The following is a 22,787-nucleotide window of genomic DNA, read 5'->3' on the forward strand; positions in this document are numbered from 1 at the left end:
CAGGCTAGCGCCAGCGCCTGCATGTTTTGAGCCTGGCGTGACTCCCTTGCAGCGTGGGATGGGGGCCAAAGCCCCCTCCCGACCGTCAACCAGGTATCACTGCGCCCACGGCAGGATGGGAATTGCCGTTACCGCATTTTGCGGGCTGCCTTCGATCATCCGGTCGCTGTACACCAGGTACACCAGCGTGTTGCGCTTCTTGTCCAGAAAGCGCACCACCTGCATGGTCTTGAACACCAGCGAGGTGCGCTCCTTGAATACTTCCTCGCCGTCCTTGAGCTCACCCTTGAAGTTGATCGGACCGACCTGACGGCAGGCGATCGACGCCTCTGCGCGGTCTTCGGCCAGACCCAGCCCACCTTTCACACCGCCCGTCTTGGCCCGCGACAGGTAGCAAGTCACACCCTCGACCTTCGGATCGTCGAACGCCTCGACCACAATGCGGTCGTTCGGCCCGAGGAACTTGAACACAGTGGATACCTGGCCGATTTCATCGGCTGGGGCTAGCACCGGCAGCGCCAAGGCCGCCAGGGCAATCATCTTTTTCAGCATGCCCCGCCTCCTCAGACCAGCACCAGGTTGTCGCGGTGCACCAGCTCCGGTTCGGCGCTGTAGCCCAGCAGGCTCTCGATGGCATCGGAAGGCTGGCCGATGATCTTCTGCGCCTCCAGGGCGCTGTAATTGGCCAGGCCACGGGCCACTTCACGGCCATCAGGCCCTACGCAGACCACCATTTCGCCACGACGGAAGCTGCCCTGCACGGTCTTCACGCCAACCGGCAGCAGGCTCTTGTTCGATTCGCGCAAGGCCTTCACGGCGCCGTCGTCCAGCACCAGGGTCCCGCGGGTTTGCAGATGGCCGGCCAGCCACTGCTTGCGTGCGGCGAGCATGCCGCGCTCGGGCGACAGCAGAGTTCCCAAGCGCTCGCCAGCCTTCAAGCGATCCAGGACACGCTCGATGCGGCCACCGATGATGATGGTATGGGCGCCGGAACGGGCAGCCAGGCGCGCGGCGCGCAGTTTGGTCTGCATACCGCCGCGACCGAGCGCCCCCCCGGTACCGCCAGCAACGGCATCGAGCGACGGATCATCGGCGCGAGCCTCATAGATCAGCTGCGCCTGCGGGTTATTGCGTGGGTCGGCGTCGAACATGCCGTCGCGGTCGGTGAGGATCACCAGCAGATCGGCTTCCACCAGGTTGGCCACCAAGGCGGCCAGGGTGTCGTTGTCACCGAAACGAATCTCGTCGGTGACCACGGTGTCGTTCTCGTTGATCACCGGGACCACACCCAGATCGACGAGAGTACGCAGGGTGCTGCGCGCATTGAGGTAACGCTTGCGGTCGGAAAGGTCATCATGGGTCAGAAGAATCTGCGCGGTGTGTTTGCCGTGCTCGCCGAAGCTCGACTCCCATGCCTGCACCAGGCGCATCTGGCCAATGGAAGCGGCGGCTTGCAGCTCGTTCATCGCGCTCGGTCGCGAGGTCCAGCCCAGCTGGCTCATGCCCGCTGCCACGGCCCCGGAGGAGACCAGCACCAATTCCACACCTGCTTCCCGCAGTGCGACCATCTGCTCGACCCAGACAGCCATGGCGCCGCGGTCGAGGCCTTTGCCATCCGCCGTCAGCAGGGCGCTGCCGATCTTCACGACCCAGCGCTTGGCGCCTGTCACCTTGCTTCGCATCTTCTCTTCCAACCTATGTCGAATCTGTAGATACCGTAGATACAAAAACGCCGCTCGTTTGAGCGGCGTTTAGTGTACTGCAACCGATCAGTCGCGCACGTAAATGATTTCCGGACCGTCTTCGTCGTCCTCGAAATCATCCCAGTCATCGTCGTCGCCGATGTCGTGCACGCTCTTGACGCCGGTGCGGCGCAGAGTACGCGCGTCATCCAGCGCCTGCAGCTGGGCACGGGCTTCATCTTCGATACGCTGATCGAGCTCGGCCAGCTCTTCGGCGTAGGCCGGGTCGTTGGCCAGGCGGTCGGCGCGGTCTTCCAGGTAACGCATCAGGTCGTGGCTGAGCTGTTCGGTGCCCTGCTTGGCAATGGCCGAAATCACATAGACCGGACCATCCCAGTTCAAGCGCTCGACGACTTCCTTGACGCGCTCTTCGCGCTCATCGTCCATGATCATGTCGGCCTTGTTCAGCACCAGCCAACGCTCACGATCGACCAAAGCCGGGCTGAACTGCGCCAGCTCGTTGAGGATGATTTCAGCGGCATCGGCCGGGCTGCTGCCGTCCAGCGGCGCCAGGTCGACCAGGTGCAACAGCACACGGGTGCGCGCCAGGTGCTTGAGGAAGCGGATACCCAGGCCGGCGCCATCGGAAGCACCTTCGATCAGGCCCGGGATGTCGGCGATGACGAAACTCTTCCAGCGGTCGACGCTGACCACACCCAGGTTCGGCACCAGGGTGGTGAACGGGTAGTCGGCAACCTTCGGCTTGGCTGCGGAAACCGCACGGATGAAGGTGCTCTTGCCCGCATTCGGCAAGCCCAGCAGACCGACGTCGGCCAGGACCTTGAGCTCCATCTTCAGGTCGCGCTGCTCACCCGGTTTGCCTGGCGTGGTCTGACGCGGCGCGCGGTTAGTGCTGGACTTGAAACGGGTGTTGCCAAGGCCGTGCCAGCCGCCCTGGGCGACCATCAGCTTCTGCCCCGGCGTGACCAGATCACCGATCACCTCCTGGGTCGAGGCGTCGATCACGGTGGTGCCGACCGGCACGCGCAGGAACAGGTCTTCACCTTTCTTGCCGGTGCAGTCGGTGCTGCCACCGTTCTGACCACGCTGGGCTTCGTGATGACGGGTGTAGCGGTAGTCGACCAAGGTGTTGAGGTTCTCATCGGCAACCATGTACACCGAGCCGCCGTCGCCACCATCACCACCGTTGGGGCCACCGTTCTCGATGAACTTCTCGCGGCGGAAGCTCATGCAACCATTGCCGCCGTCACCGGCCTTGACCCGGATCGATACTTCGTCAACAAACTTCATAAAAACCGCCTCTCGTCTTCCGACGAGCTGAATGACTCAATTACATGAGGCTCTTGCAAAAATGAGCGCGGCGGCCCCGTACGACCGTAGAAACCCACGCCGGCAGCCCATACAAACAGCTTTGCAAGAGGCTCACCACAAACGAAAAAGCCCCGTCGCATGACGGGGCTTCTCCAGCGACAGCGCGATTAGGCCGCGACGACGCTTACGTAACGACGACCGAACTCGCCTTTCTTCTCGAACTTGATCACGCCTTCGATCTTGGCGAACAGGGTGTGATCCTTGCCCATACCAACGCCGTAGCCGGCGTGGAATTCGGTGCCGCGCTGGCGGACGATGATGTTGCCTGGCTTGATAACCTGGCCACCATACATCTTCACGCCAAGGCGTTTCGATTCTGAGTCGCGACCGTTACGAGTACTACCACCAGCCTTTTTGTGTGCCATGGTTCAATTCTCCAATAAATTCAGGGGATCGGGGCGATTAAGCCTGGATACCGGTGATTTTGATTTCGGTGAACCACTGGCGGTGGCCCATGCGCTTCATGTGGTGCTTACGACGACGGAACTTGATGATGCGAACCTTGTCGTGACGGCCTTGCGAAACGACTTCGGCCACAACCTTGGCACCTGCGACGACTGGAGCGCCGATGGTGACTTCTTCGCCGTTGGCGACCAGCAGAACGCGATCGAAGGTCACGGATTCGCCAGTAGCGACTTCCAGCTTCTCGATCTTGAGGAATTCACCTTCAGCGACTTTGTACTGCTTGCCGCCGGTAACGATTACTGCGTAAGACATTGGGTATTTCTCCGATAATCCTGCTCACCCAGCGCTTTATATGATGAGTATTGGCTGGCATGGCTGCACTGGGCTGGAACGGCCCGGTGCAATTGCGTAAGGCAGGTGCTGCCCAGGAAGTTAGGGTGCGCGATTGTACGCAACCCAATAAATGCTTGCAAGTGGCGGCCAGGGGCCACGGGCACCGCGCCTTGACACACCGGGACCCGCGACCTAGCATGCCGCGCAACCTCAATGGAGCAGCCGATGCAACCCCAAACCTTCTACCGCGCGGTAGCTGACGATTTCAGCGCCGTCGACGAGATCATCAAGAAGCAGCTGACCTCGCGCGTGCCGCTGGTATCGAAGATCGGCGACTATATCACGTCCGCTGGCGGCAAGCGCCTGCGCCCATTGCTGGTGCTGCTGTGCGGCAAGGCCCTGGGTCGTGAAGGCGACGACCTGCGCTTGCTCGCGGCGACCATCGAGTTCCTGCACACCGCCACCTTGCTGCACGATGACGTGGTCGACATGTCCGGTATGCGCCGTGGCCGCTCCACCGCCAACGCCCTGTGGGGCAACGCCCCGAGCGTGCTGGTCGGCGACTTCCTTTATTCGCGCTCGTTCGAGATGATGGTCGAGCTGGGCTCGATGCCGGTCATGCAGATCCTCTCCAAGGCCACCCGGGTGATCGCCGAGGGCGAGGTGCTGCAACTGTCGCGAGTTCGCGATGCCAGCACCACCGAAGAGGTCTACATGGATGTCATCCGCGGCAAGACCGCGATGCTGTTCGAGGCCTCCACCCACAGCGCCGCTGCACTGGCCGGCGCCAGCGACGAGCAGCGCGAAGCCCTGCGCACCTTCGGTGACCATCTGGGCGTGGCCTTCCAGCTGGTCGACGACCTGCTGGATTACAAAGGCGACTCGCAGACCCTGGGCAAGAACGTCGGCGACGACCTGGCCGAGGGCAAGCCAACCCTGCCGCTGATCTACACCATGCGCGAAGGCACCGCCGAACAGGCCGCCCTGGTACGCCAGGCGATCCAGAAGGGCGGTATCGAGGACTTGGAGCAGATCCGCATCGCCGTGGAAGCCTCCGGCGCCTTGGACTATACCGCCCAGCTCGCCCGGGACTACGTCAAGCGCGCCATCGAATGCCTGGAAGTGCTGCCAGCCAGCGAATACCGTGACGCACTGATCGAACTGAGCGAGTTTGCCGTAGCCCGTACCCACTAAGATCGCATTCGCCCTCATTCGCGGGTAACTCCGCCCCACAGATTGCGCCGCGTCTGTGGGAGCGGGGTTACCCGCGAATGCGTTTGCACAGGCAAAACACACTATCCGATCAAAACCTTATACAATGTGGGCCTTAATCCCGCTTGTCTTGAGGAACCCCTGTGAGCACTTTGCCACCTTGCCCCAAATGCAACTCCGAATACACCTATGAGGATGGCACTCAGCTGATCTGCCCCGAATGCGCCCACGAATGGTCGGCCAATGGCGAAGCCGAAGCCGCCAGCGACGACGTGGTGAAAAAGGATTCGGTCGGCAATGTCCTGCAGGACGGCGACACCGTCACGGTCATCAAGGACCTCAAGGTCAAAGGATCTTCCCTGGTGGTGAAGGTCGGCACCAAGGTCAAGAATATCCGCCTGTGCGATGGCGACCACGATATCGACTGCAAGATCGACGGCATCGGCGCCATGAAGCTGAAGTCCGAGTTCGTACGCAAGGTCTGACCCCGCACCGGGGCCGCCACCCGGGCGGCCCCTCAGGTCTGCGAGAAGTCCCTACCCCGCCCGGAAGAAAACTTCCAATAGGGTCTTGCTATTCTGATAATAAGAATTATTCTCATTGGAACCCATTCCAAGGAGAACAGCCATGACCTATCTGATCGATGCCTGGCTCGACCGGCCTCACCCCTACCTGCGCATTCTGCATCGCGAAACAGGCGAAGTCTGTGCCGTGCTCGAGCAAGACGCGCTCGATGAGCTGCGCGACCAAGGCGACCTGGACCTCAATGGCCTGAATTCAAGCGAGCCGGGAGTGCTCAAGGAGTTGGTGCGAAATCTGTTTCTGTATTGCTATGCACGGGCATTGCGCCCCGGGGGAACAGAGTGGAACTGATGCCACAGGCTTGGCCAACTCCCGCACGCGCTGAATGCACGGCACCTGCGGGAGCGGGCTTGCCCGCGACTGGGCCGCAATGCGGCCCCGACGGCATTACAGAACGTCGAGCAGCTCGACGTCGAACACCAGTACGCTGTGCGGCGGGATGCTGCCGACGCCCTGGGCGCCATAGGCCAGCTCGCTCGGCACGTACAGACGCCATTTGCTGCCGGCATTCATCAGTTGCAGCGCCTCGGTCCAGCCCGCGATGACACCACCGACCGGGAATTCGGCCGGCTGGCCACGATCGTAGGAGCTGTCGAACACAGTGCCGTCGATCAGGGTGCCGTGATAGTGGGTACGCACGTTGTCTTCGCGAGTCGGCTTGGCGCCTTCGCCTGCGGTCAGGACTTCGTACTGCAGGCCCGACGCCAGGGTGACGATGCCGTCACGCTTGGCATTCTCGACCAGGAACTGCTTGCCAGCGGCAGCAGCAGCTTCGGCCTTGGCAGCCGCTTCGGCTTGCATCACTTCACGGATGACCTTGAAGCTGGCCGACAGGTCGGCTTCGCTGACTCGGCTCTCGGCACCGTTGAACGCATCGGTCAGGCCAGCCAGGATGGCTTCCAGGCTCACGCCTGGCGGCGGGTTGTCACGCAGTTGGCCGCCCAGCTGACGGCCAATGCCATAGCTGACGCGCGTTTCGTCGGTGCTCAGGTTCAGTTCGGACATTTCACTCTCCGCTTGAGGGCGAAGGAAATCCGCCCTGCATGAAAAAGGGCGAGAAGCCTAGCACACAGCGGCGCAGTGATTCAGCTATCAGGGCTACCAGGCCGAACGCTGGGAGATCGGCACTTTCAAGTCCTCCTCCGGGTGCGAACCCATTCCGCACATTTCGTCCTGGACCGACCAGTGCACCAGGTTCATCGACAACATCGGCAGAGCGTTGAGCAGCTGCCGCGCATCCTCCACCGAATGCACCCGCAACCGTTCGCCACGACCATCTGCCAGTGGGTGGGCATGGCCCTGGATCCGGGCCTCGAGCAGATAATCACCGCCTTCGATGGCGATCAGATTGAGTTCCTCGACATGGCCAGCCCTGGCTTCGACATTGAGCTGATGCAGGTTCATGAGAGCACCTCACAAGTGGGAACCACGCATGACTGCTCATTTTTTGTACACCCGTTGAAAAATCACAAGCCATGAGCGCAACCGCCCGTCCGTTTGGCAACGGACGGGCGGCGGCTAGATGCTCGGCAACAGCGTCGATCAGTGCTTGGTGAGCTTGTCCAGGTAACCCATGACGAACGCCGAGACCACGAAGGTCATGTGGATGATCACATACCACATCAGATAGTCGGTGGAGATGTTCTGGGCATCCATGAATACCCGCAGCAGATGGATCGAGGAGATCGCCACGATGGAGGCCGCGACTTTCATCTTCAGCGAAGAAGAATCCATCTTGCCCAGCCAGTTGAGCTTCTCCTTGTTGTCGTCGATGTCCAACTGCGAGACGAAGTTTTCGTAGCCAGAGATCATCACCATCACCAGCAGGCCTCCGACCAGCGACATGTCGATCAGCGACAGGATCACCAGAATCAGGTCGGCTTCGCTCAGCGCGAAGACATTCGGCAGGACGTGGATGACTTCCTGGAAGAACTTCAGCGCCAGGGCCAGCAGGCCCAGGGACAGGCCGAAATAGATCGGAGCGAGCAGCCAGCGCGAGGCATACATCGCATTTTCAAGGATACGTTCCATGGGGAGATAGAGACTCGTCAGATGGCGAAAAAGCGAGCGCGAGTATAGCTACCCCTCCGGGACAGCAAAAGCCTGGAGCCCAGAGCGTCGCGGGTTAACCGCCTCCACCGGTGGAGGCGGCGCCCCATGCTCCAGGCAGCCGAACGCAACGACTGCCGAGCAATCAGGTCTCGGGATGGAACTGATAATCCCCCAGGTTGCGACAGCGCTCGCCATTGATCCGCCGCAACTGCGCTTGCAGGTGCAGGCACCAGATCTGCGGGTCGTCAGCGACCTGATAACCATGCAAGGTCAGGCTGTCGACAATGGCATTGAGCACCGACTCGGCGACCAGTGGACCATGGAATGGTCCTTGAGCCTTGATGGCCGAAGGTTGCTCTCCCTCCATCCCGGCAGCGAAGAGCAAGGTCCACATCCCGGTGTCGCCGGCCAGCGGACGGATACTGCATTCGATACGCGTCACCAGGCCCAGGCACTGGCGGGTGAGGCTGAGGTTGCGCATGGCGGCGTCCCCTCTGTGAAGCCTTGTTCAGCCCGAAAACTTCAGGCTGTTTCCATCCTGAACGCTGATGCCGTCCTAAGTTCCAGCATAGAAGACCCACAAAAAAAGATGGAAAACCGGCGCTGAACGGTAGCCATTTGCCTCCAGCGCCGGTTTATTGACTCAAGCGGGATTCGCTTGGGCCACGACCTCCTCCATGCGCTCTTTCTCGGCTTCCTTGATGTCTTCCTCGCTGATCATCTCGGCAATCACACGCAAGCGCTCGACCACCCGCGCATTGACGCTGCCTTCAGGGAATTGGCCCTTCTCGTCAGGTGCCCCCGCCTCCTCGCCCACCAGCAGGCTCAGGGCCTCGTCGGCCTGGCTGACGGCATAGACGTGGAACCGTCCGGCCTCGACCGCCTGAACCACCCGCTCATCGAGCATCAGCGTAGCGACGTTGGCGCGCGGAATGATCACGCCTTGCTCACCGGTCAGCCCGCGTGCCTCACAGAGACGGAAGAAGCCTTCGATCTTCTCGTTGACCCCTCCCACCGCCTGCACTTCACCGAACTGGTTGATCGAACCGGTGATGGCGAAGCACTGCTTGAGCGGGGTGCGGGACAAGGCCGAGATCAAGGTACAGACTTCGCCGAGCGATGCGCTGTCCCCGTCCACATATCCATAGGACTGCTCCAGCGCGATGCTCGCCGAGATCGCCAGCGGGAACTCCTGGGCATAGCGGCTCCCCAGATAACCGGTGAGGATCATCACGCCTTTGGAGTGAATCGGCTGGCCTAGGTTGACCTCACGTTCGATATCGACGATGCCGCTGCCGCCCGGGTAGACAGTCGCGGAGATCCGCGCCGGCATGCCGAACGCCGAATCCCCGACCTCGAGCACGGTCAAGCCGTTGCACTTGCCGATGGCGGCACCCTCGGTGTCGATCAGGATGATGCCGGCGAGCATGTCGTCGAGCACTCGCTGCGACACTCGCCCGGTGCGTGTGGCCTTGGCCTTGAGGGCGCGTTCGATGTGCCCGGCATCGGTCATGTCCTCGCTGGCCAACTGACGGATGAAGTCCGCCTCACTGACCAACTGGAACAGGTCACCGATACGCGCCGACAGGCGCGACTGGTTCTCTGCAAGACGGGCGCTGTAGGTGGCCAGCCGGGCCACGGCATCGCTGGTCAGCGGGGCCATGCCTTCCTCGTTGGTGCGGGTGCGCAGCAACTGGGCGAACTGCTCGAGGTTCTCGTCGACCATCGGCATGTCTTCGTCGAAGTCCACCAGCACCCGGAACATCTCCTGGAAGTCCGAGTCATGGTCCTGCAGCGCGTAGTACAGCTGGCGAGAACCGATGATGACCAATTTGATGGTGAGCGGGATCATCTGCGGCGTGAGGGTCACGCTGGCGACCCGCCCCAGTTCGCCCAGCGGCGATTCCATCTTCAGCTTGCGCGATTGCAGGGCGCGCTTGAGGGCGTCCCAGACGAACGGCTCGCCGAGCATCTTCTCCGCTTCGAGGATCAGGAAGCCACCATTGGCCCGGTGCAGCGCACCCGGGCGCAGCTGGCGATAGGAGGTGTAGAGCGCGCCCTGGTCGGTGCTGTACTCGATTCGGCCGAACAGGTTGTCGTAGGTCGGGTGCGGCTCGAACACCATCGGCGCTCCGCCGCTGACGTGATGACCGACCACCAGGCTCGGGGCGTATTGCTCTTCGAGCATCTTGCGCGCCACGGCATCGGTCTTGCTGTCGTCGACCAGTTGCTCCACCACGGTACGCAGCAGGTTCAATTGCATGGACTGCAGGTAGGCGCAGACGGCCGCATTCTCTGCGTATTTTTCAGACAGCGGCGCCAGCAGTGGCTGAAGGGCCAGGGTGATGGTTTCTTCATTGAGTTGACGCAACTGGTTGTTCGATTCGCGCTTCCACTGAGGCAGGCTGGCCAGCTCCTCGTTGAGACGCTCCTCGAGTGCGGCGATGTCCTCGTGGAACTGCTCGCGCACCTCCTCGGGCAGTTGAGCGAACTCGGCCTCGTCCAGGGCCTTGCCATCGGCCATCGGCGTGAAGGCGACGTTGCTGGCGTCGCGGTACAGGGCCACGTCCTTTTCCAAAGACGCCCGCTCGATCACATCCAGGGCACGGTCGTAGCGCTGGTTGAAGGCCCGGTCGATCGCGCCTTTCTTCTGTTGGTAGGACGGATGCTCGAACACTGCCGGGAACGTGGCCAGCAGGTTGTCGATCAGGCCGTTCATGTCGGTGATGAATTCGTTGGCGCTGCCAGCCGGCAGCTCCAGTGCCCGTGGCTCGCGGGTGTCGTCGAAGTTGTTGACGTAGACCCAGTCAGACGGCGTCTGCTGGCGTTTGCCCTCAGCCTTGAGGTAACGCTTGACGAACGAGAAGCGGCCGGTGCCCGGCTCGCCCATGACATACACGTTGTAGCCTGGGCGCGGCATGGCCACGCCGAACTGCAGGGCCTCTACGGCACGCTCCTGGCCCAGGACCCCTCGAAACGGCTCCAGATCGTCGGTGGTGGAAAAGGCAAACTGCTCAGCGGAGAAACGCCGGGTCAGGGCTTCGGGCGCGAGACGCAGGCGCGAGGCGACAGAATCGGGCATGGGGTTTCCTTACTTCGGCGGGGCGGATGAAAGGCATTCTGGCGCTGCCCGCGCGCTGCTTGCAAGGCTTGGCGGGACTTTATGTCGCAGCCCAGCCAATGCGAATGCGCAAGCAATTTTTCGCAATAAATAACGCAACCTTTGGATCGTGCCTAAACTCCAACCTGCGCGGGTGGGCGTATTTGCTTTCCCGACCTGGCAACCGCGTTGCCAGAACCCTGACCATTGGTACGTCTACTGAAACCGAAAAAGAGAACAAAGCTATGAAACGGATTCTTCTGGGTACTCTGTTCGCCGCTGTTTCGATCAATGCCATGGCGGAAGCGCCGGGCGGCCCGAACTGCGGCTGGGGCAACTTGCTGTTCGAGGGCCAGCGCGGTACACCGGCCCACTTCCTGGCTTCCACCACCAACGGCACTTCCGGCAACGCGACCTTCGGCATGACCTCTGGTACCAACGGCTGCTCGACCAAGGCAGCGCTCACTTATGGCGGCAAGTCCTGGTTCGCCATGAACGGCATGATGAACGAGCTCTCCGAGGACATGGCCCAGGGCCAGGGCGAAGCCCTGACCACCTATGCCGTGGTTCTTGGTGTGGCACCTGAAGACCGCGCGCATTTCGCCGCTGTCACCCACCAGCACTTCAGTGAAATCTTCAGCAGCGCCGACGTCACTGCCGAGACCGTGCACAGCAACACGCTCGCTGTTCTCAAGAGCGATCCACGCCTGGCCAAATACGCCACCGAGGCTTGAGGCCTGCCCTTTCCCGCCCCGGTTTCGGGGCGGGTTCGGTCACTTTTACCTTCGGCATCATCCAGACGTAGTTGCCCGATATGCTCAAACGCCTCGCTTCCCTGGCGCTGGTCGCCAGTGCTCCACTTCATGCCGCGCCACAGCTCGATCAGGCGCGAGTCCAACAACTGGCCTCGACCCCTTACTGGATTGCCCTGGGCCACTACGAGACGGCCAAGCTCGGTGGCTGGCGCAGCTATGTGGACGATGACGCGTTCTTCCTGGCCCCCGATGGCGCCCATCATCCCGATCAGGAGCTCGAGGCCACGGTCCAAGCGCTGTATGCCCCGGCCAGCCTGGGTGACAAACATGCCCAATGCGTCTTCCCTGCGCGCACCCGCTGGCTGCGTGAGCAACTGCAGCTCACGGACTTGCCTCAACCGAACTGCCAGGAATTCGCCACCTGGTACAAATCCATCGACCCGCACAGCGCCGTGCTGGTGTTTCCGGCGGCCTACCTGAACAGCCCTTCGTCGATGTTCGGCCATACCTTGCTGCGCATCGACCAGTCCAATACCCGCAGCGACGACACCACGCTGCTGAGCTACGCGATCAACTTCGGTGCTTATATCGAAGGCAGCGACAACAGCATTCTCTATGCCTGGAAGGGGCTGATGGGCGGTTATCCCGGCCTGTTCGCCCTGATGCCCTACCAGGAAAAACTCTCCGAGTACCGCAGCCTGGAAAATCGCGACCTGTGGGAATACCAGCTGGACCTGACACCCGAAGAGACCGGACGCATGGTCGAACATGTATGGGAACTCAAGCAGATCCAGTTCGATTACTTCTTCTTCGATGAGAACTGCTCCTACCGCCTGCTGGAGTTGTTGCAGGTGGCCCGCCCCAGCCTGGACCTCACCTCGCAGTTCCCGCTGACCGCCATCCCCACCGACACGGTCAAGGCGGTCAAGCAGTCCGGGTTGGTCGCCAGCGTCCATTACCGCCCCTCCCGCGAGCGTGAACTGCTGGCCCGCGCCGAATCACTGGATCACGACGAAAAGCAGCAGGTGCTGGCCGTCAGTGCCGATACCGCAGAACTAAAGGCTCCCGCCTTCACCGCCCTGCCCCGCGAACGCCAGGCCCTCGTGCAGGACGCCGCCTACCGATTGGAGCGTTACCGCGCCAATGGCCAGGTCCGCGACCCGGCCCAGGCCCGGCGCAGCTTCGAACTGTTGCAGGCGATCAACCGCAACCCGCCACCGCCACTGGCAATCGAGCGGCCGGGCTTGCCCGAGGACGGCCATCAGTCACGCACCTGGCAACTGGGCGTCGGCACCCGCGACGACCGCGCCTACGCCGAATACGGCCTGCGCATGGCCTACCATGACCTCAACGACAATGCCTACGGTTTCCCGCTGGGCGCGCAGATCGAGATCCTGCAGCTCAAGCTGCGCCAGTACGAAAACAACGACTGGCAGGTGCAACGCCTGGACCTTGCGACCATCCGTTCCCTGACACCACGCAACGAACTGCTCCAGCCCTGGTCCTGGCAGGTAGCGGGAGGGCTCGAGCGGGTGCCGGGCAAGCATGATGACGAGGTCCTGGTCAGTCATGTCAACGGTGGCGCCGGTGCCACCTGGCAGCTGGCCGACGGCCTCTTGGGCTTCGCCCTGGGCACCGCGCGGATCGAGCACCACAACGACTTTGCCCAGTTCATCGCCCCGGCGGCAGGTTTCAACGGCGGGCTGTTGTGGCGCAACGGCCTGGGCAATCTGACCCTGGAAGCCAAGGGCGACTACTTCACCAATGGCGAGGTACGCCGTACGCTGAGCCTCAACCAGCAGTGGGAAATCAGCCAGAACCTCGGGTTGAGGTTAAGTGCCAGCCGCCAGTTCAGCCAGCTGGCGACGGCGCAGAACGAGGTGATGCTGGAGTTGAAGTGGTACCACTACTGAGTCGCCCCTGTCCGTGTTAGCGGGTTCACCCGCTGACACCTCAGCAAACAGGATCGCTGTGCGAGTCATTGACACGGTTTTGACGCCCCACCGACAAATCGCCGCCTAGACTTTCCCGTATCGGTCAGAGGATATGTGGTCATGCGTTGGTGTGGGGTCGGGTTGTGGATAACGTTGTCGCTCACCGGCTGCCAGTCAGCCCACCAGCACATGATCGACCAAGGCTATCCGCCCGCCTATGCCGATGGTTTCGAGGACGGCTGCAGCAGCGGTCGCCAGGCAGCCGGGCTGATGGTCGGGGGCTTTCGCAAGAACGTGGCGCGGTATCTGCACGAGCGCCAGTACGAAACCGGTTGGGACGACGGTTTTCGCCAGTGCAATGCAATGCAGTCCAACGAAGATCTACGCCAGTATCGCGAACGCTATTGGGATGAGCGCGACCGGCAATGGCAGCAGGAAAAAGACCGCGACGCCGCGCGCGCCTATCGCCGCCAATGAGTCGCAAACGGACAACCGTTGAAACCCGCACGCTGCCACCATGGTCTCCTGCACAAGGAGGCTTTCATGAGTCGAGCATTTGTCAACGAGGATCAGGCCGCTGCCCAGGCCAGCCAACCGGTGGAGCGACGGGTCAGCGACCAGCCCAACTACGTCACCGCCAGCGGGCTCGCCCAGCTGCAGCAGCGTGTGGCCGAGCTCAACGCACTGCGCAACGAGCTCATGGCCCAGGGCGAGCGCGCCGACAAGCAGCGCCTGGCCGACAGCGAACGGGATTTACGGTATTTCTCTGCGCGGGTGCAAAGCGCCCAAGTCGTGCCTGCTGCCCATTCCACCGAAAAAGTGCAGATTGGCAGCCGGGTGACCTTCGTCGACGAAAATGACCAGCAACACACCGTGCAACTGGTGGGGGAAGACCAGGCCGACGCTACGCGTGGCCTGGTCAACTGGGGCTCACCGTTGGGCCGTGCGCTGCTGGGTGCGGGGCCCGGGGATGAAGTGCTGTGGCGACGACCGGCGGGGGATCAGTCGATCGAGGTCGTCAGCATCGAAGGCGAGCCCTGAAACAGCGTACGCCCTTTTCTCGGGCGACCCGCTCCTACAAGCTGAATCCTTGTCGGAGCAGGTTTACCCGCGAAAGGGTCGGTGATGGCTTTTAAACCACACCCTGGGCCAGCATGGCATCGGCGACCTTGACGAAGCCGGCGATGTTGGCGCCCTTGACGTAGTTGATGGTGCCATCGGCCTCTTCGCCGTAGTGCACGCAAGCGTGATGGATCGACTGCATGATGTTGTGCAGCTTGCTGTCCACCTCACCGGCAGTCCATAGCAGGCGCATGGCGTTCTGCGACATTTCCAGGCCCGAAACCGCCACGCCACCTGCGTTGGAGGCTTTGCCCGGCGCATAGAGGATGCCCGCTTCCAGGAAGATATCCACCGCCTCGAGGGTGGTCGGCATGTTGGCGCCCTCGGCCACGCAGATGCAGCCGTTTTGCAGCAGGGTGCGGGCATCTTCGGCGTTGAGTTCGTTCTGGGTGGCGCATGGCAGCGCGATGTCGCATGGCAGACTCCAAGGCGTCTGGCCTTTGCGGAACTCCAGACCGTACAGGCTGGCCATCTCGCTGATGCGGCCGCGCTTGACGTTCTTGAGCTCCATCAGCGCATCCCACTGCTCGTCGGTCAGGCCGGCTTCGCAGAACAGGGTGCCCTCGGAGTCCGACAGCGAAATGACCTTGCCGCCCAGGTCCATGACCTTGCGCGCGGCGTACTGCGCCACGTTGCCCGAACCGGAGATCGCCACACGACGGCCATCGATACGCAGATCGCGGCGTTTGAGCATTTCTTCGGCGAAGTACACACAACCGTAGCCAGTGGCTTCTGGGCGGATCAGGCTGCCACCGTAGGTCATGCCCTTGCCGGTCAGTACCGAGGTGAACTGGTTGGCCAGGCGCTTGTACTGGCCGAACAGGTAGCCGATCTCACGGGCGCCGACCCCGATGTCACCGGCCGGCACGTCCAGGTCGGCGCCGATGTGACGATACAGCTCGCTCATGAAGGCCTGGCAGAAGCGCATGACTTCGGCATCGCTCTTGCCTTTCGGATCGAAGTCCGAGCCCCCCTTGCCGCCGCCCATGGGCAGCGAGGTCAGTGAATTCTTGAATACCTGCTCGAAGGCCAGGAACTTGAGCACCCCCAAGTTGACCGATGGGTGGAAACGCAGGCCGCCTTTGTAAGGGCCGATAGCGCTACTCATCTGGATGCGGTAACCGCGGTTGACTTGCACCTTGCCTTGGTCGTCGACCCACGAAACGCGGAACAGTACTGCACGCTCGGGCTCGACCATCCGTTCGAGAATACCGGCCTTGAGGTAGCGGGGGTTGGCTTCGAGGAAAGGCCACAGGCTGCGCAAAACTTCTTCCACGGCCTGGTGGAATTCAGGCTGGGCCGGGTCGCGCTGCTTCAGGCGGGCCAGGAAATCGTCGACGGATTCGATCATGGTAGACATCTCACCAAGAGGATTGGACTTATTGGTTTTTTCCGAGACTTTACCAAGAACCAATCGCACCGGAACAGGGCGGCATGTCGTTTTTTTGAAATTTTCTGGTGCAATTTCTATAACTGTATACAAACAACACGTTGCCAATCGGTGAGTTCAAGAGCGGTTTGCCATCGCGCCCAACCTCAATAAAAGGCCCTCTTCGACTGCCGCGCTCATGCGCAGCGCCGTTACGCGCCAGGCACAAAAATGGGGCCCCTGAGGGCCCCATTCTTGTGCAGCGCTTGCCGGCTTACTGGGCCAGCTTCTTGTGCCGTACCCGGTGCGGTTGGGCAGCGGCATCGCCCAGGCGCTTCTTGCGGTCGGCTTCGTACTCGGTGTAGTTGCCCTCGAAGAACACCACGTTCGAGTCGTCCTCATAGGCCAGGATATGAGTGGCCACACGGTCCAGGAACCAACGGTCGTGGGAGATCACGATCGCGGCGCCCGGGAAGTCCAGCAAGGCTTCCTCCAACGAACGCAGGGTTTCGACGTCGAGGTCGTTGGACGGTTCGTCGAGCAGCAGGACGTTGCCACCCTCCTTCAAGGTCAGGGCCAGGTGCAGACGGCCACGCTCACCGCCGGACAGATCCTTCACGAATTTCTGCTGGTCGCCGCCTTTGAAGTTGAAACGGCCAACGTAGGTACGCGACGGGATTTCGTAGTTGCCGATACGGATCACGTCCGAGCCGTCGGAAATCTGCTGGAACACGGTCTTGCTGCCGTCCAGGTCCTCGCGGCTCTGGTCGACGCAGGCCAGTTGCACGGTCTCACCGATCTCGATGCTGCCCGAGTCCGGCTGCTCCTTGCCCATCAGCATGCGGAACAGGGTCGACTTACCGGCACCGTTACCACCGATCACACCGACGATGGCGCCCTTGGGCATGGAGAACGACAGGTTGTCGATCAGCACGCGGTCGCCGTAGCCCTTGGTGACGTTCTTGAACTCGATGACTTTGTCGCCCAGGCGCGGACCGGCCGGGATGTAGATCTCGTTGGTCTCGCTGCGCTTCTGGAACTCTTGGGACTGCATCTCTTCGAAGCGTGCCAGACGAGCCTTGGACTTGGACTGGCGGGCCTTGGCGCCTTTGCGCACCCACTCCAGTTCTTCCTTCATGGCGCGTTCGTGGGCGCTCTGCTGCTTGGATTCCTGCTCCAGGCGCGCCGACTTGGCTTCCAGCCAGCCCGAGTAGTTGCCTTCGTACGGAATACCGGCGCCACGGTCCAGTTCGAGAATCCAGCCTGCAACGTTGTCCAGGAAGTAACGGTCGTGGGTGATCGCCACCACGGTCCCGGGGAAGTCGTGCAGGAAGTGCTCCAGCCAAGCCACCGAGTCGGCATCCAGGTGGTTGGTCGGTTCGTCCAACAGCAGCATGTCGGGGGCCGACAGCAGCAGGCGGCACAGGGCCACACGGCGCTTCTCACCACCGGACAGGTGCTCGATCTTGGCGTCCCATGGCGGCAGACGCAGGGCGTCGGCGGCGACTTCCAGCTGGCGCTCCAGGTTGTGGCCGTCGGAGGCCTGCAGGATCGCTTCGAGCTTGGCCTGCTCGGCAGCCAGCTTGTCGAAGTCGGCATCCGGCTCGGCGTAAGCGGCGTAGACCTCGTCCAGGCGTGCCTGGGCATCCTTGATCACGCTCACCGCTTCCTCGACGACCTCGCGGACGGTCTTGCTCGCGTCCAGCTGCGGCTCCTGGGGCAGGTAGCCGACATTGATGTCCGGCATCGGACGGGCTTCGCCGTCGAACTCCTTGTCGACGCCGGCCATGATGCGCAGCAGGGTCGACTTGCCCGCGCCGTTGAGGCCGAGCACACCGATCTTCGCGCCGGGGAAGAACGACAGGGAAATGTTCTTCAGGATTTCCCGCTTCGGCGGCACGACCTTGCTCAGCCGATGCATGGTGTAGACGTATTGAGCCAAAACCAAGCCCTCTATCAGAAAGGTAAAGACAACGACCCCGGCATGGGCCAGGGGGATGTGTTTACGGGGTGTCGTTGAACAAAGTGGGCCATTCTACGCCAAGTCGTGGCGTTTCACAGATGGCGGGGCGTCGAATGGGTGCATTGAAGGGCCAGTGCTCTGGCGAGGCCGTTCCCATCCGTACACGGGCTGTGCCGGAGGGAGCGGCCTTGAAGCCGCGACCGAGGGGCGCAGCCTGCGGCCAGGCAAGCTTAGACGTGAGCTTGTTTGGCCTTGCCGCGTGGCAGACGGCAACGGTCGTTCTGCTCGGCCAGGCGCGCAGCCCAGGCGGCCTTGACGCTGAAACCACCGGTGCGTGCCGGCTTGCTCGCACCTTGCTTGGCGGCTGGCTGGGCACCCGGTTTGGCGGCAGGTCTTGCCGAAGGCACAGCCACGGCAACCGACTCGACAACCGGCTCGACGGTCGCCTTGGCCGACTTGCGCAGCTCAGCCAGCGAAGGGCTCTTGCGCACCGCCGCGTTGGCAGCATCTGGCTTTGCCAGCGAACGCTGGCAGGACTTGCAGGATACGTCGTCGGTCACGGCAGTGCTGACCAGGGTCTGACTGCTGCGCCCACAGGCGGAATCGAGGCCATTGGTGGAATAGTGAGTAACCAAAACCGTACATCTCCAGAAGCGTTGACTATGAAGCGGCGCGCATTCTCGCACAGCTTGAAGGGTCTTGCCGAACAGGATGTCGACCATCGGCAGGGGACAGAAGAGTGGCACTTTGCCATAATTCAAGGCATGCTAGTCGGCTTGATGCGCCACTCTATAATAGTGCGCCCGGCGATATGCCCAGGCACGCCCCATGCATGTTCAGCCCCTGCCATCGCCAGCCCAATCGCAGGATCAACGCTTGACCAATCTCACTCAACCGCCCTCCCTGCGCCCTGCTGAAGCTGCCTCGGCTGGCAATCCGCGTGGCTCGCTCAAAGGCGCCCTGGCCTTGTTGGCCCTGGTCCTGCTGGCGTTGCTCCTGTGGCAACTGTTCTCGCAATACCGCCATACCCAAAACGACCTGCACCGCCAGAGCTTGGCAGCGAGCGCCCAGCTGGCCGATCACTTGAGCCTGAGCATGGCCCTGAAGGCCGAACAGGCCGGGAACATTCTGCAACCTTACGTCAACGCCCCGACACCTTCGGCACTGCCTTCGGTGCTGCACGCGGTTCGTGACCGGCTTCCCAACCTGCAACAGCTGGCCTGGCTGGACGACAGCGGCAGGGTGGTGGCCGACAGTCTGGTCGGCAGCCCGGACCGTCAATCGATTGACGAGCTGCTGCAATTGAGTCAAGGCCGCCCGTACTTCTTCAGCAACACTGCAGACAATAACCAGATCTACCTGCTGCTGCGCCAGCCAGACGACCGCGGCTACTGGTTGTTGCGGCTCGCCCCTCGCTACTACCAGCAACTGTCCGAACACCTAAACGGCACGAGCCACCTCCTGTGGCTGCTGGAAAACAGCCGCAGCGGCACGGTTCTGGAGCGGCACGGAGCAGTACCGCCGCCTAGCGAGCCGCTACAAAGCGTGATGCTGGCTTTCATCGACAACAGTGCCTGGCAACTGCGCGGTCTGTTCGACGCCGAGCAGGCACGTGCCGATCTGCTCCCTCCCCTGATCGGAAAGTGCTTGCTGGTGCTGTTCTGCGCCCTGCTGCCGGTGCTGGCCCTGATCAACATGCGTCGCCGCCATCGGGCGCTGCAAGAGGACCGCCGTCGCTACCAGGAAATCTTCGAAGGCACTGGCGTGGCATTGTGCGTGCTCGATCTGTCCAGCCTGCCTGGTCAGCTCGACCGTTACCACCTGCGCAACCATGCCGCCCTCAAGCAGAGCCTGGCCCTGGATGCCAATTTGCGCCGCTCGCTGCTGCAAGAGCTGAAGATCACCGAAATCAACGAAGTCGCACGCCAGCTGCTCAACGTGCATTGCCACGAGGGGGCCTGGCAGCGCCTGATCGACGGTAGCGGCGATGGCCGTGAAAGCGTCGGCATGCAACTGATCGATGCGCTGATCGAACAACGCAGCCTGCTGGAACTGGAAGTGCGCCTGCCCACGTCCACCAGTGGCGAGTTGCACCTTTGGCTGATGGCCCGCCTGCCCCAGCAGCGCCGGGACTACCAGGCAGTGATCCTGAGCATCAGCGACATCACCCGCCGCAAACAGGTCGAGCTGTCCCTGCTCGAACGTGAGAGCTTTTGGTCGGACGTGGTGCGCACCGTTCCCGACCAGTTGTACGTGCAGGATGTGCATAGCCAACGGATCATCTTCAGCAATCGCCACCTCGGCCAGACCCTGGGCTACGACCGCGCCGAACTTGCACAGATGGGGGACCGCTTCTGGGAACTGCTGCTGCATCCGGAGGATGCCGAACACTACGAAACGCTACGCCAGCAGCAGCGTGAGACCGGTCACGGCCAGACCCTGCATTGCCAACTGCGCTTCCGCCACCGTGACGGCGGCTGGCGCTGCTACGAAATCCGCGAGCAGGTCCTGACCCGCGAGGCCAATGGCCAAGTGACACGCATCATCGGGGTGGGCAAGGACGTCACGGTGCAGATCGAAGCCAGTGAATCGCTGCGCGACAGCGAGCAGCGCTACCGCATGCTGGCAGAAAGCATCAGCGATGTGATCTTCTCCACCGACAGCCAGTTGCAACTGAACTATGTCAGCCCGTCGGTGCAGGCGGTGCTGGGCTATCAGGCCGACTGGATCTTCGAGCACGGCTGGCAATCGATCGTCGCCAACCCGGCCCAACTCACGGGCGTCTACACCCTGCTCGAGCGGGTCAGCAAGGCATTGCACGACAGCCAGCAGCTCGCCCAACTGCGCAGCCAGCTGCCCACTCAGTTGTTCCTGTTCGACTGTCTGCGCGCCGATGGCCGCAAGATTCCCATCGAGCTGCGCCTGGTGCTGGTCTGGGACGAGCACGAACACTTCGAAGGTGTGCTCGGTGTCGGGCGTGACATCAGCCAGCAGCGCCGCGCCGAAAAAGACCTGCGCATGGCCGCGACGGTATTCGAGCATTCCACCTCGGCCATCCTCATCACCGACCCTGCCGGCTACATCGTGCAAGCCAACGAAGCATTCAGCCGGGTCAGCGGCTATGCGGTCAGCGAGGTGCTCGATCAACTGCCCGGCATGCTCACGGTCGACGCCCAGCAAGAGGCGCACCTGCGCTATGTGGTCAAGCAACTGCATCAGCGCGGTAGCTGGGAAGGCGAAGTCTGGCTCAAGCGTCGCAACGGCGAGCACTACCCGGCCTGGGTCGGCATTACCGCCGTGCTCGACGACGAGGGCGACCTGGCCAGCTATGTGTGCTTCTTCACCGACATCAGCGAGCGCAAGGCCAGTGAACAGCGCATCCACCGCCTGGCCTACTACGATGCCCTGACCCACCTGCCCAACCGGACCCTGTTCCAGGATCGCCTGTTCACCGCGTTGCAACAGGCCGAGCGCCACAAGTCCTGGGTGGTGTTGATGTTCCTGGACCTGGACCGTTTCAAGCCGATCAACGACTCCCTCGGCCACGCCGCGGGCGATCGCATGCTCAAGGACATGGCCCAGCGCCTGCTGGCTTGCGTCGACGATGACGATACCGTTGCGCGCATGGGCGGCGATGAGTTCACGCTGCTGCTGCAACCCAAGGCCAGCCGCGAGATGGCCCTGAACCGCGCTATTCACGTGGCCGAGAACATCCTCGGCAGCCTGGTGCGCCCGTTCGTCCTGGAAAACCGCGAGTTCTTCGTCACTGCCAGTATCGGCATCGCTCTCAGCCCGCAGGATGGCGGTGAACTGAGCCAGTTGATGAAGAACGCCGACACCGCGATGTACCACGCCAAGGAGCGCGGCAAGAACAACTTCCAGTTCTACCAGGCCGACATGAACGCCAGCGCCCTGGAGCGCCTGGAGCTGGAAAGCGATCTGCGCCATGCCCTGGAGCAGAACGAGTTCATCCTCTACTACCAGCCGCAATTCAGCGGAGACGGCAAACGCCTGACCGGAGCCGAGGCCTTGCTGCGCTGGCGTCACCCGCGCCGAGGCCTGGTTCCACCGGGCGACTTCATTCCGGTCATCGAGGAGCTGGGCCTGGTGGTGGACGTCGGCGACTGGGTGCTGCGAGAAGCCAGCCGCCAGCTCAAGGCTTGGCACAAAGCCAAGCTGCGGGTGCCGAAGGTGTCGGTGAACATCTCGGCGCGGCAGTTCTCCGATGGCCAGTTGGGTACGCGCATCGCCACCATCCTCGAGGAGACCGGACTGCCCCCGGCATGCCTGGAGCTGGAACTGACCGAAAGTATCCTGATGCGCGAGGTCAGCGAGGCCATGCAGATTCTCGACAGCCTGAAGAACCTCGGCCTGAGCATCGCGGTCGACGACTTCGGCACCGGCTATTCGTCGCTCAACTACCTGAAGCAGTTCCCCATCGACGTGCTGAAGATCGACCGCACCTTCGTCGATGGCCTGCCGGAAGGCGAGCAGGACGCCCAGATCGCCCGGGCGATCATCGCCATGGCCCACAGCTTGAACCTGGCGGTCATCGCCGAGGGGGTCGAGACTCACGAGCAGTTGGAGTTCCTGCGTGAGCACGACTGCGACGAAGTGCAGGGCTACCTGTTCGGCCGCCCCATGCCAGCTCACCAGTTCGAGGCGCAGTTCAGCCACGAGACGTTGTTCGTGTTCCAGTGAGCGAGGCGGTTCGCAGGTTTACCCACAAAAGCGTCGCTTGACCGCCCCAGGCCAGCCGAAGGCAAAACCGGACTTTCGAGTCAACCTGCACAGGTGCGCAGCCCAGTCAGGGCGCGGGTTGCAACATGAACCCCATTGGTCTGCTACGTGACACCACTTCATATGCCAGTGGCGAATCAATCGGT

At 62.2% G+C, this 22,787-nt stretch carries 21 protein-coding genes; 8 read left to right on the forward strand and 13 right to left on the reverse strand.

From position 1 onward, the window contains the following. Positions 1-96: 96 nt before the first annotated feature. The 5 genes from DQ397_RS01205 to rplU all read right to left on the reverse strand — a co-directional run bounded on the left by DQ397_RS01205 (position 97) and on the right by rplU (position 3,791). Complete coding sequence (locus DQ397_RS01205) at positions 97-552, reverse strand: CreA family protein (RefSeq protein ID WP_043208479.1); 456 nt, start codon at positions 550-552, stop codon at positions 97-99. Between the two features lie 11 nt (positions 553-563). Then, positions 564-1,682, reverse strand: a complete 1,119-nt coding sequence (gene proB / locus DQ397_RS01210) for a glutamate 5-kinase (RefSeq protein WP_043208477.1) — start codon at positions 1,680-1,682, stop codon at positions 564-566. Between the two features lie 87 nt (positions 1,683-1,769). Then, positions 1,770-2,993, reverse strand: a complete 1,224-nt coding sequence (gene cgtA / locus DQ397_RS01215; protein ID WP_043208475.1) for an Obg family GTPase CgtA — start codon at positions 2,991-2,993, stop codon at positions 1,770-1,772. A gap of 188 nt (positions 2,994-3,181) precedes the next feature. Further along, a complete protein-coding gene (rpmA, locus tag DQ397_RS01220; RefSeq protein ID WP_043208473.1) occupies positions 3,182-3,439 on the reverse strand; it encodes a 50S ribosomal protein L27 in 258 nt (85 codons plus the stop codon). Positions 3,440-3,476: 37 nt separating this feature from the next. Then, a complete protein-coding gene (gene rplU / locus DQ397_RS01225) occupies positions 3,477-3,791 on the reverse strand; it encodes a 50S ribosomal protein L21 (protein ID WP_003247466.1) in 315 nt (104 codons plus the stop codon). A gap of 246 nt (positions 3,792-4,037) precedes the next feature. Here rplU and DQ397_RS01230 point away from each other — a divergent pair, with 246 nt between their 5' ends. The 3 genes from DQ397_RS01230 (at position 4,038) to DQ397_RS01240 (ending at position 5,897) form a co-directional block, all read left to right on the forward strand. Then, on the forward strand, positions 4,038-5,006 hold the full coding sequence (locus DQ397_RS01230) for a polyprenyl synthetase family protein (RefSeq protein ID WP_043208470.1): 969 nt from the start codon (positions 4,038-4,040) through the stop codon (positions 5,004-5,006). A gap of 161 nt (positions 5,007-5,167) precedes the next feature. Continuing rightward, entirely contained in the window at positions 5,168-5,509 is a 342-nt protein-coding gene (locus tag DQ397_RS01235) for a zinc ribbon domain-containing protein YjdM (protein WP_043208469.1), read from the forward strand. Positions 5,510-5,651: 142 nt separating this feature from the next. Next, a complete protein-coding gene (locus DQ397_RS01240) occupies positions 5,652-5,897 on the forward strand; it encodes a hypothetical protein (protein ID WP_043208467.1) in 246 nt (81 codons plus the stop codon). A gap of 96 nt (positions 5,898-5,993) precedes the next feature. Here DQ397_RS01240 and DQ397_RS01245 read toward each other — a convergent pair whose 3' ends face one another. From DQ397_RS01245 to DQ397_RS01265, 5 genes are all read right to left on the reverse strand, one after another. Then, positions 5,994-6,611: an FKBP-type peptidyl-prolyl cis-trans isomerase gene (locus DQ397_RS01245; RefSeq protein ID WP_043208464.1), complete on the reverse strand. Its 618-nt coding sequence runs from the start codon at positions 6,609-6,611 to the stop codon at positions 5,994-5,996. A gap of 93 nt (positions 6,612-6,704) precedes the next feature. Then, complete coding sequence (locus DQ397_RS01250) at positions 6,705-7,010, reverse strand: DUF6482 family protein (protein WP_043208462.1); 306 nt, start codon at positions 7,008-7,010, stop codon at positions 6,705-6,707. A gap of 138 nt (positions 7,011-7,148) precedes the next feature. Further along, on the reverse strand, positions 7,149-7,637 hold the full coding sequence (locus DQ397_RS01255) for a TIGR00645 family protein (RefSeq protein WP_043208460.1): 489 nt from the start codon (positions 7,635-7,637) through the stop codon (positions 7,149-7,151). Between the two features lie 163 nt (positions 7,638-7,800). Continuing rightward, on the reverse strand, positions 7,801-8,139 hold the full coding sequence (locus tag DQ397_RS01260; RefSeq protein ID WP_043208458.1) for a hypothetical protein: 339 nt from the start codon (positions 8,137-8,139) through the stop codon (positions 7,801-7,803). 162 nt (positions 8,140-8,301) lie between these two features. Further along, positions 8,302-10,740: a Lon protease family protein gene (locus tag DQ397_RS01265; protein ID WP_043208454.1), complete on the reverse strand. Its 2,439-nt coding sequence runs from the start codon at positions 10,738-10,740 to the stop codon at positions 8,302-8,304. A gap of 263 nt (positions 10,741-11,003) precedes the next feature. On the opposite strand from DQ397_RS01265, the gene DQ397_RS01270 reads away from it, so the two are divergent. The 4 genes from DQ397_RS01270 to DQ397_RS01285 all read left to right on the forward strand — a co-directional run bounded on the left by DQ397_RS01270 (position 11,004) and on the right by DQ397_RS01285 (position 14,488). Then, positions 11,004-11,492 (forward strand): DUF3015 domain-containing protein, encoded by a 489-nt coding sequence (locus tag DQ397_RS01270; protein ID WP_043208451.1) that lies wholly within the window; start codon positions 11,004-11,006, stop codon positions 11,490-11,492. 80 nt (positions 11,493-11,572) lie between these two features. Further along, complete coding sequence (locus DQ397_RS01275; RefSeq protein ID WP_043208449.1) at positions 11,573-13,426, forward strand: DUF4105 domain-containing protein; 1,854 nt, start codon at positions 11,573-11,575, stop codon at positions 13,424-13,426. A gap of 141 nt (positions 13,427-13,567) precedes the next feature. Beyond that, positions 13,568-13,924: a hypothetical protein gene (locus tag DQ397_RS01280; protein WP_043208447.1), complete on the forward strand. Its 357-nt coding sequence runs from the start codon at positions 13,568-13,570 to the stop codon at positions 13,922-13,924. A gap of 66 nt (positions 13,925-13,990) precedes the next feature. After that, the gene (locus tag DQ397_RS01285) at positions 13,991-14,488 is read left to right on the forward strand and encodes a GreA/GreB family elongation factor (protein WP_043208445.1); all 498 of its coding nucleotides are present in this window, start codon (positions 13,991-13,993) and stop codon (positions 14,486-14,488) included. Between the two features lie 91 nt (positions 14,489-14,579). Here DQ397_RS01285 and gdhA read toward each other — a convergent pair whose 3' ends face one another. From gdhA to DQ397_RS01300, 3 genes are all read right to left on the reverse strand, one after another. Then, positions 14,580-15,920, reverse strand: coding sequence for an NADP-specific glutamate dehydrogenase (gdhA, locus tag DQ397_RS01290; protein WP_043208443.1), 1,341 nt, complete (start codon positions 15,918-15,920; stop codon positions 14,580-14,582). Between the two features lie 292 nt (positions 15,921-16,212). After that, on the reverse strand, positions 16,213-17,880 hold the full coding sequence (ettA, locus tag DQ397_RS01295) for an energy-dependent translational throttle protein EttA (RefSeq protein ID WP_043208442.1): 1,668 nt from the start codon (positions 17,878-17,880) through the stop codon (positions 16,213-16,215). A 251-nt stretch (positions 17,881-18,131) separates the two neighbouring features. Then, on the reverse strand, positions 18,132-18,536 hold the full coding sequence (locus DQ397_RS01300; RefSeq protein ID WP_043208440.1) for a hypothetical protein: 405 nt from the start codon (positions 18,534-18,536) through the stop codon (positions 18,132-18,134). A gap of 241 nt (positions 18,537-18,777) precedes the next feature. Between DQ397_RS01300 and DQ397_RS01305 the strand changes: the two genes are divergently transcribed. Next, the gene (locus DQ397_RS01305; protein ID WP_043208536.1) at positions 18,778-22,602 is read left to right on the forward strand and encodes a GGDEF and EAL domain-containing protein; all 3,825 of its coding nucleotides are present in this window, start codon (positions 18,778-18,780) and stop codon (positions 22,600-22,602) included. The last annotated feature ends 185 nt before the right edge of the window (positions 22,603-22,787 follow it).

The organism is Pseudomonas sp. CK-NBRI-02 (assembly GCF_008124495.1).
In the GTDB taxonomy this organism is placed as follows: Bacteria; Pseudomonadota; Gammaproteobacteria; order Pseudomonadales; family Pseudomonadaceae; genus Aquipseudomonas; species Aquipseudomonas guariconensis.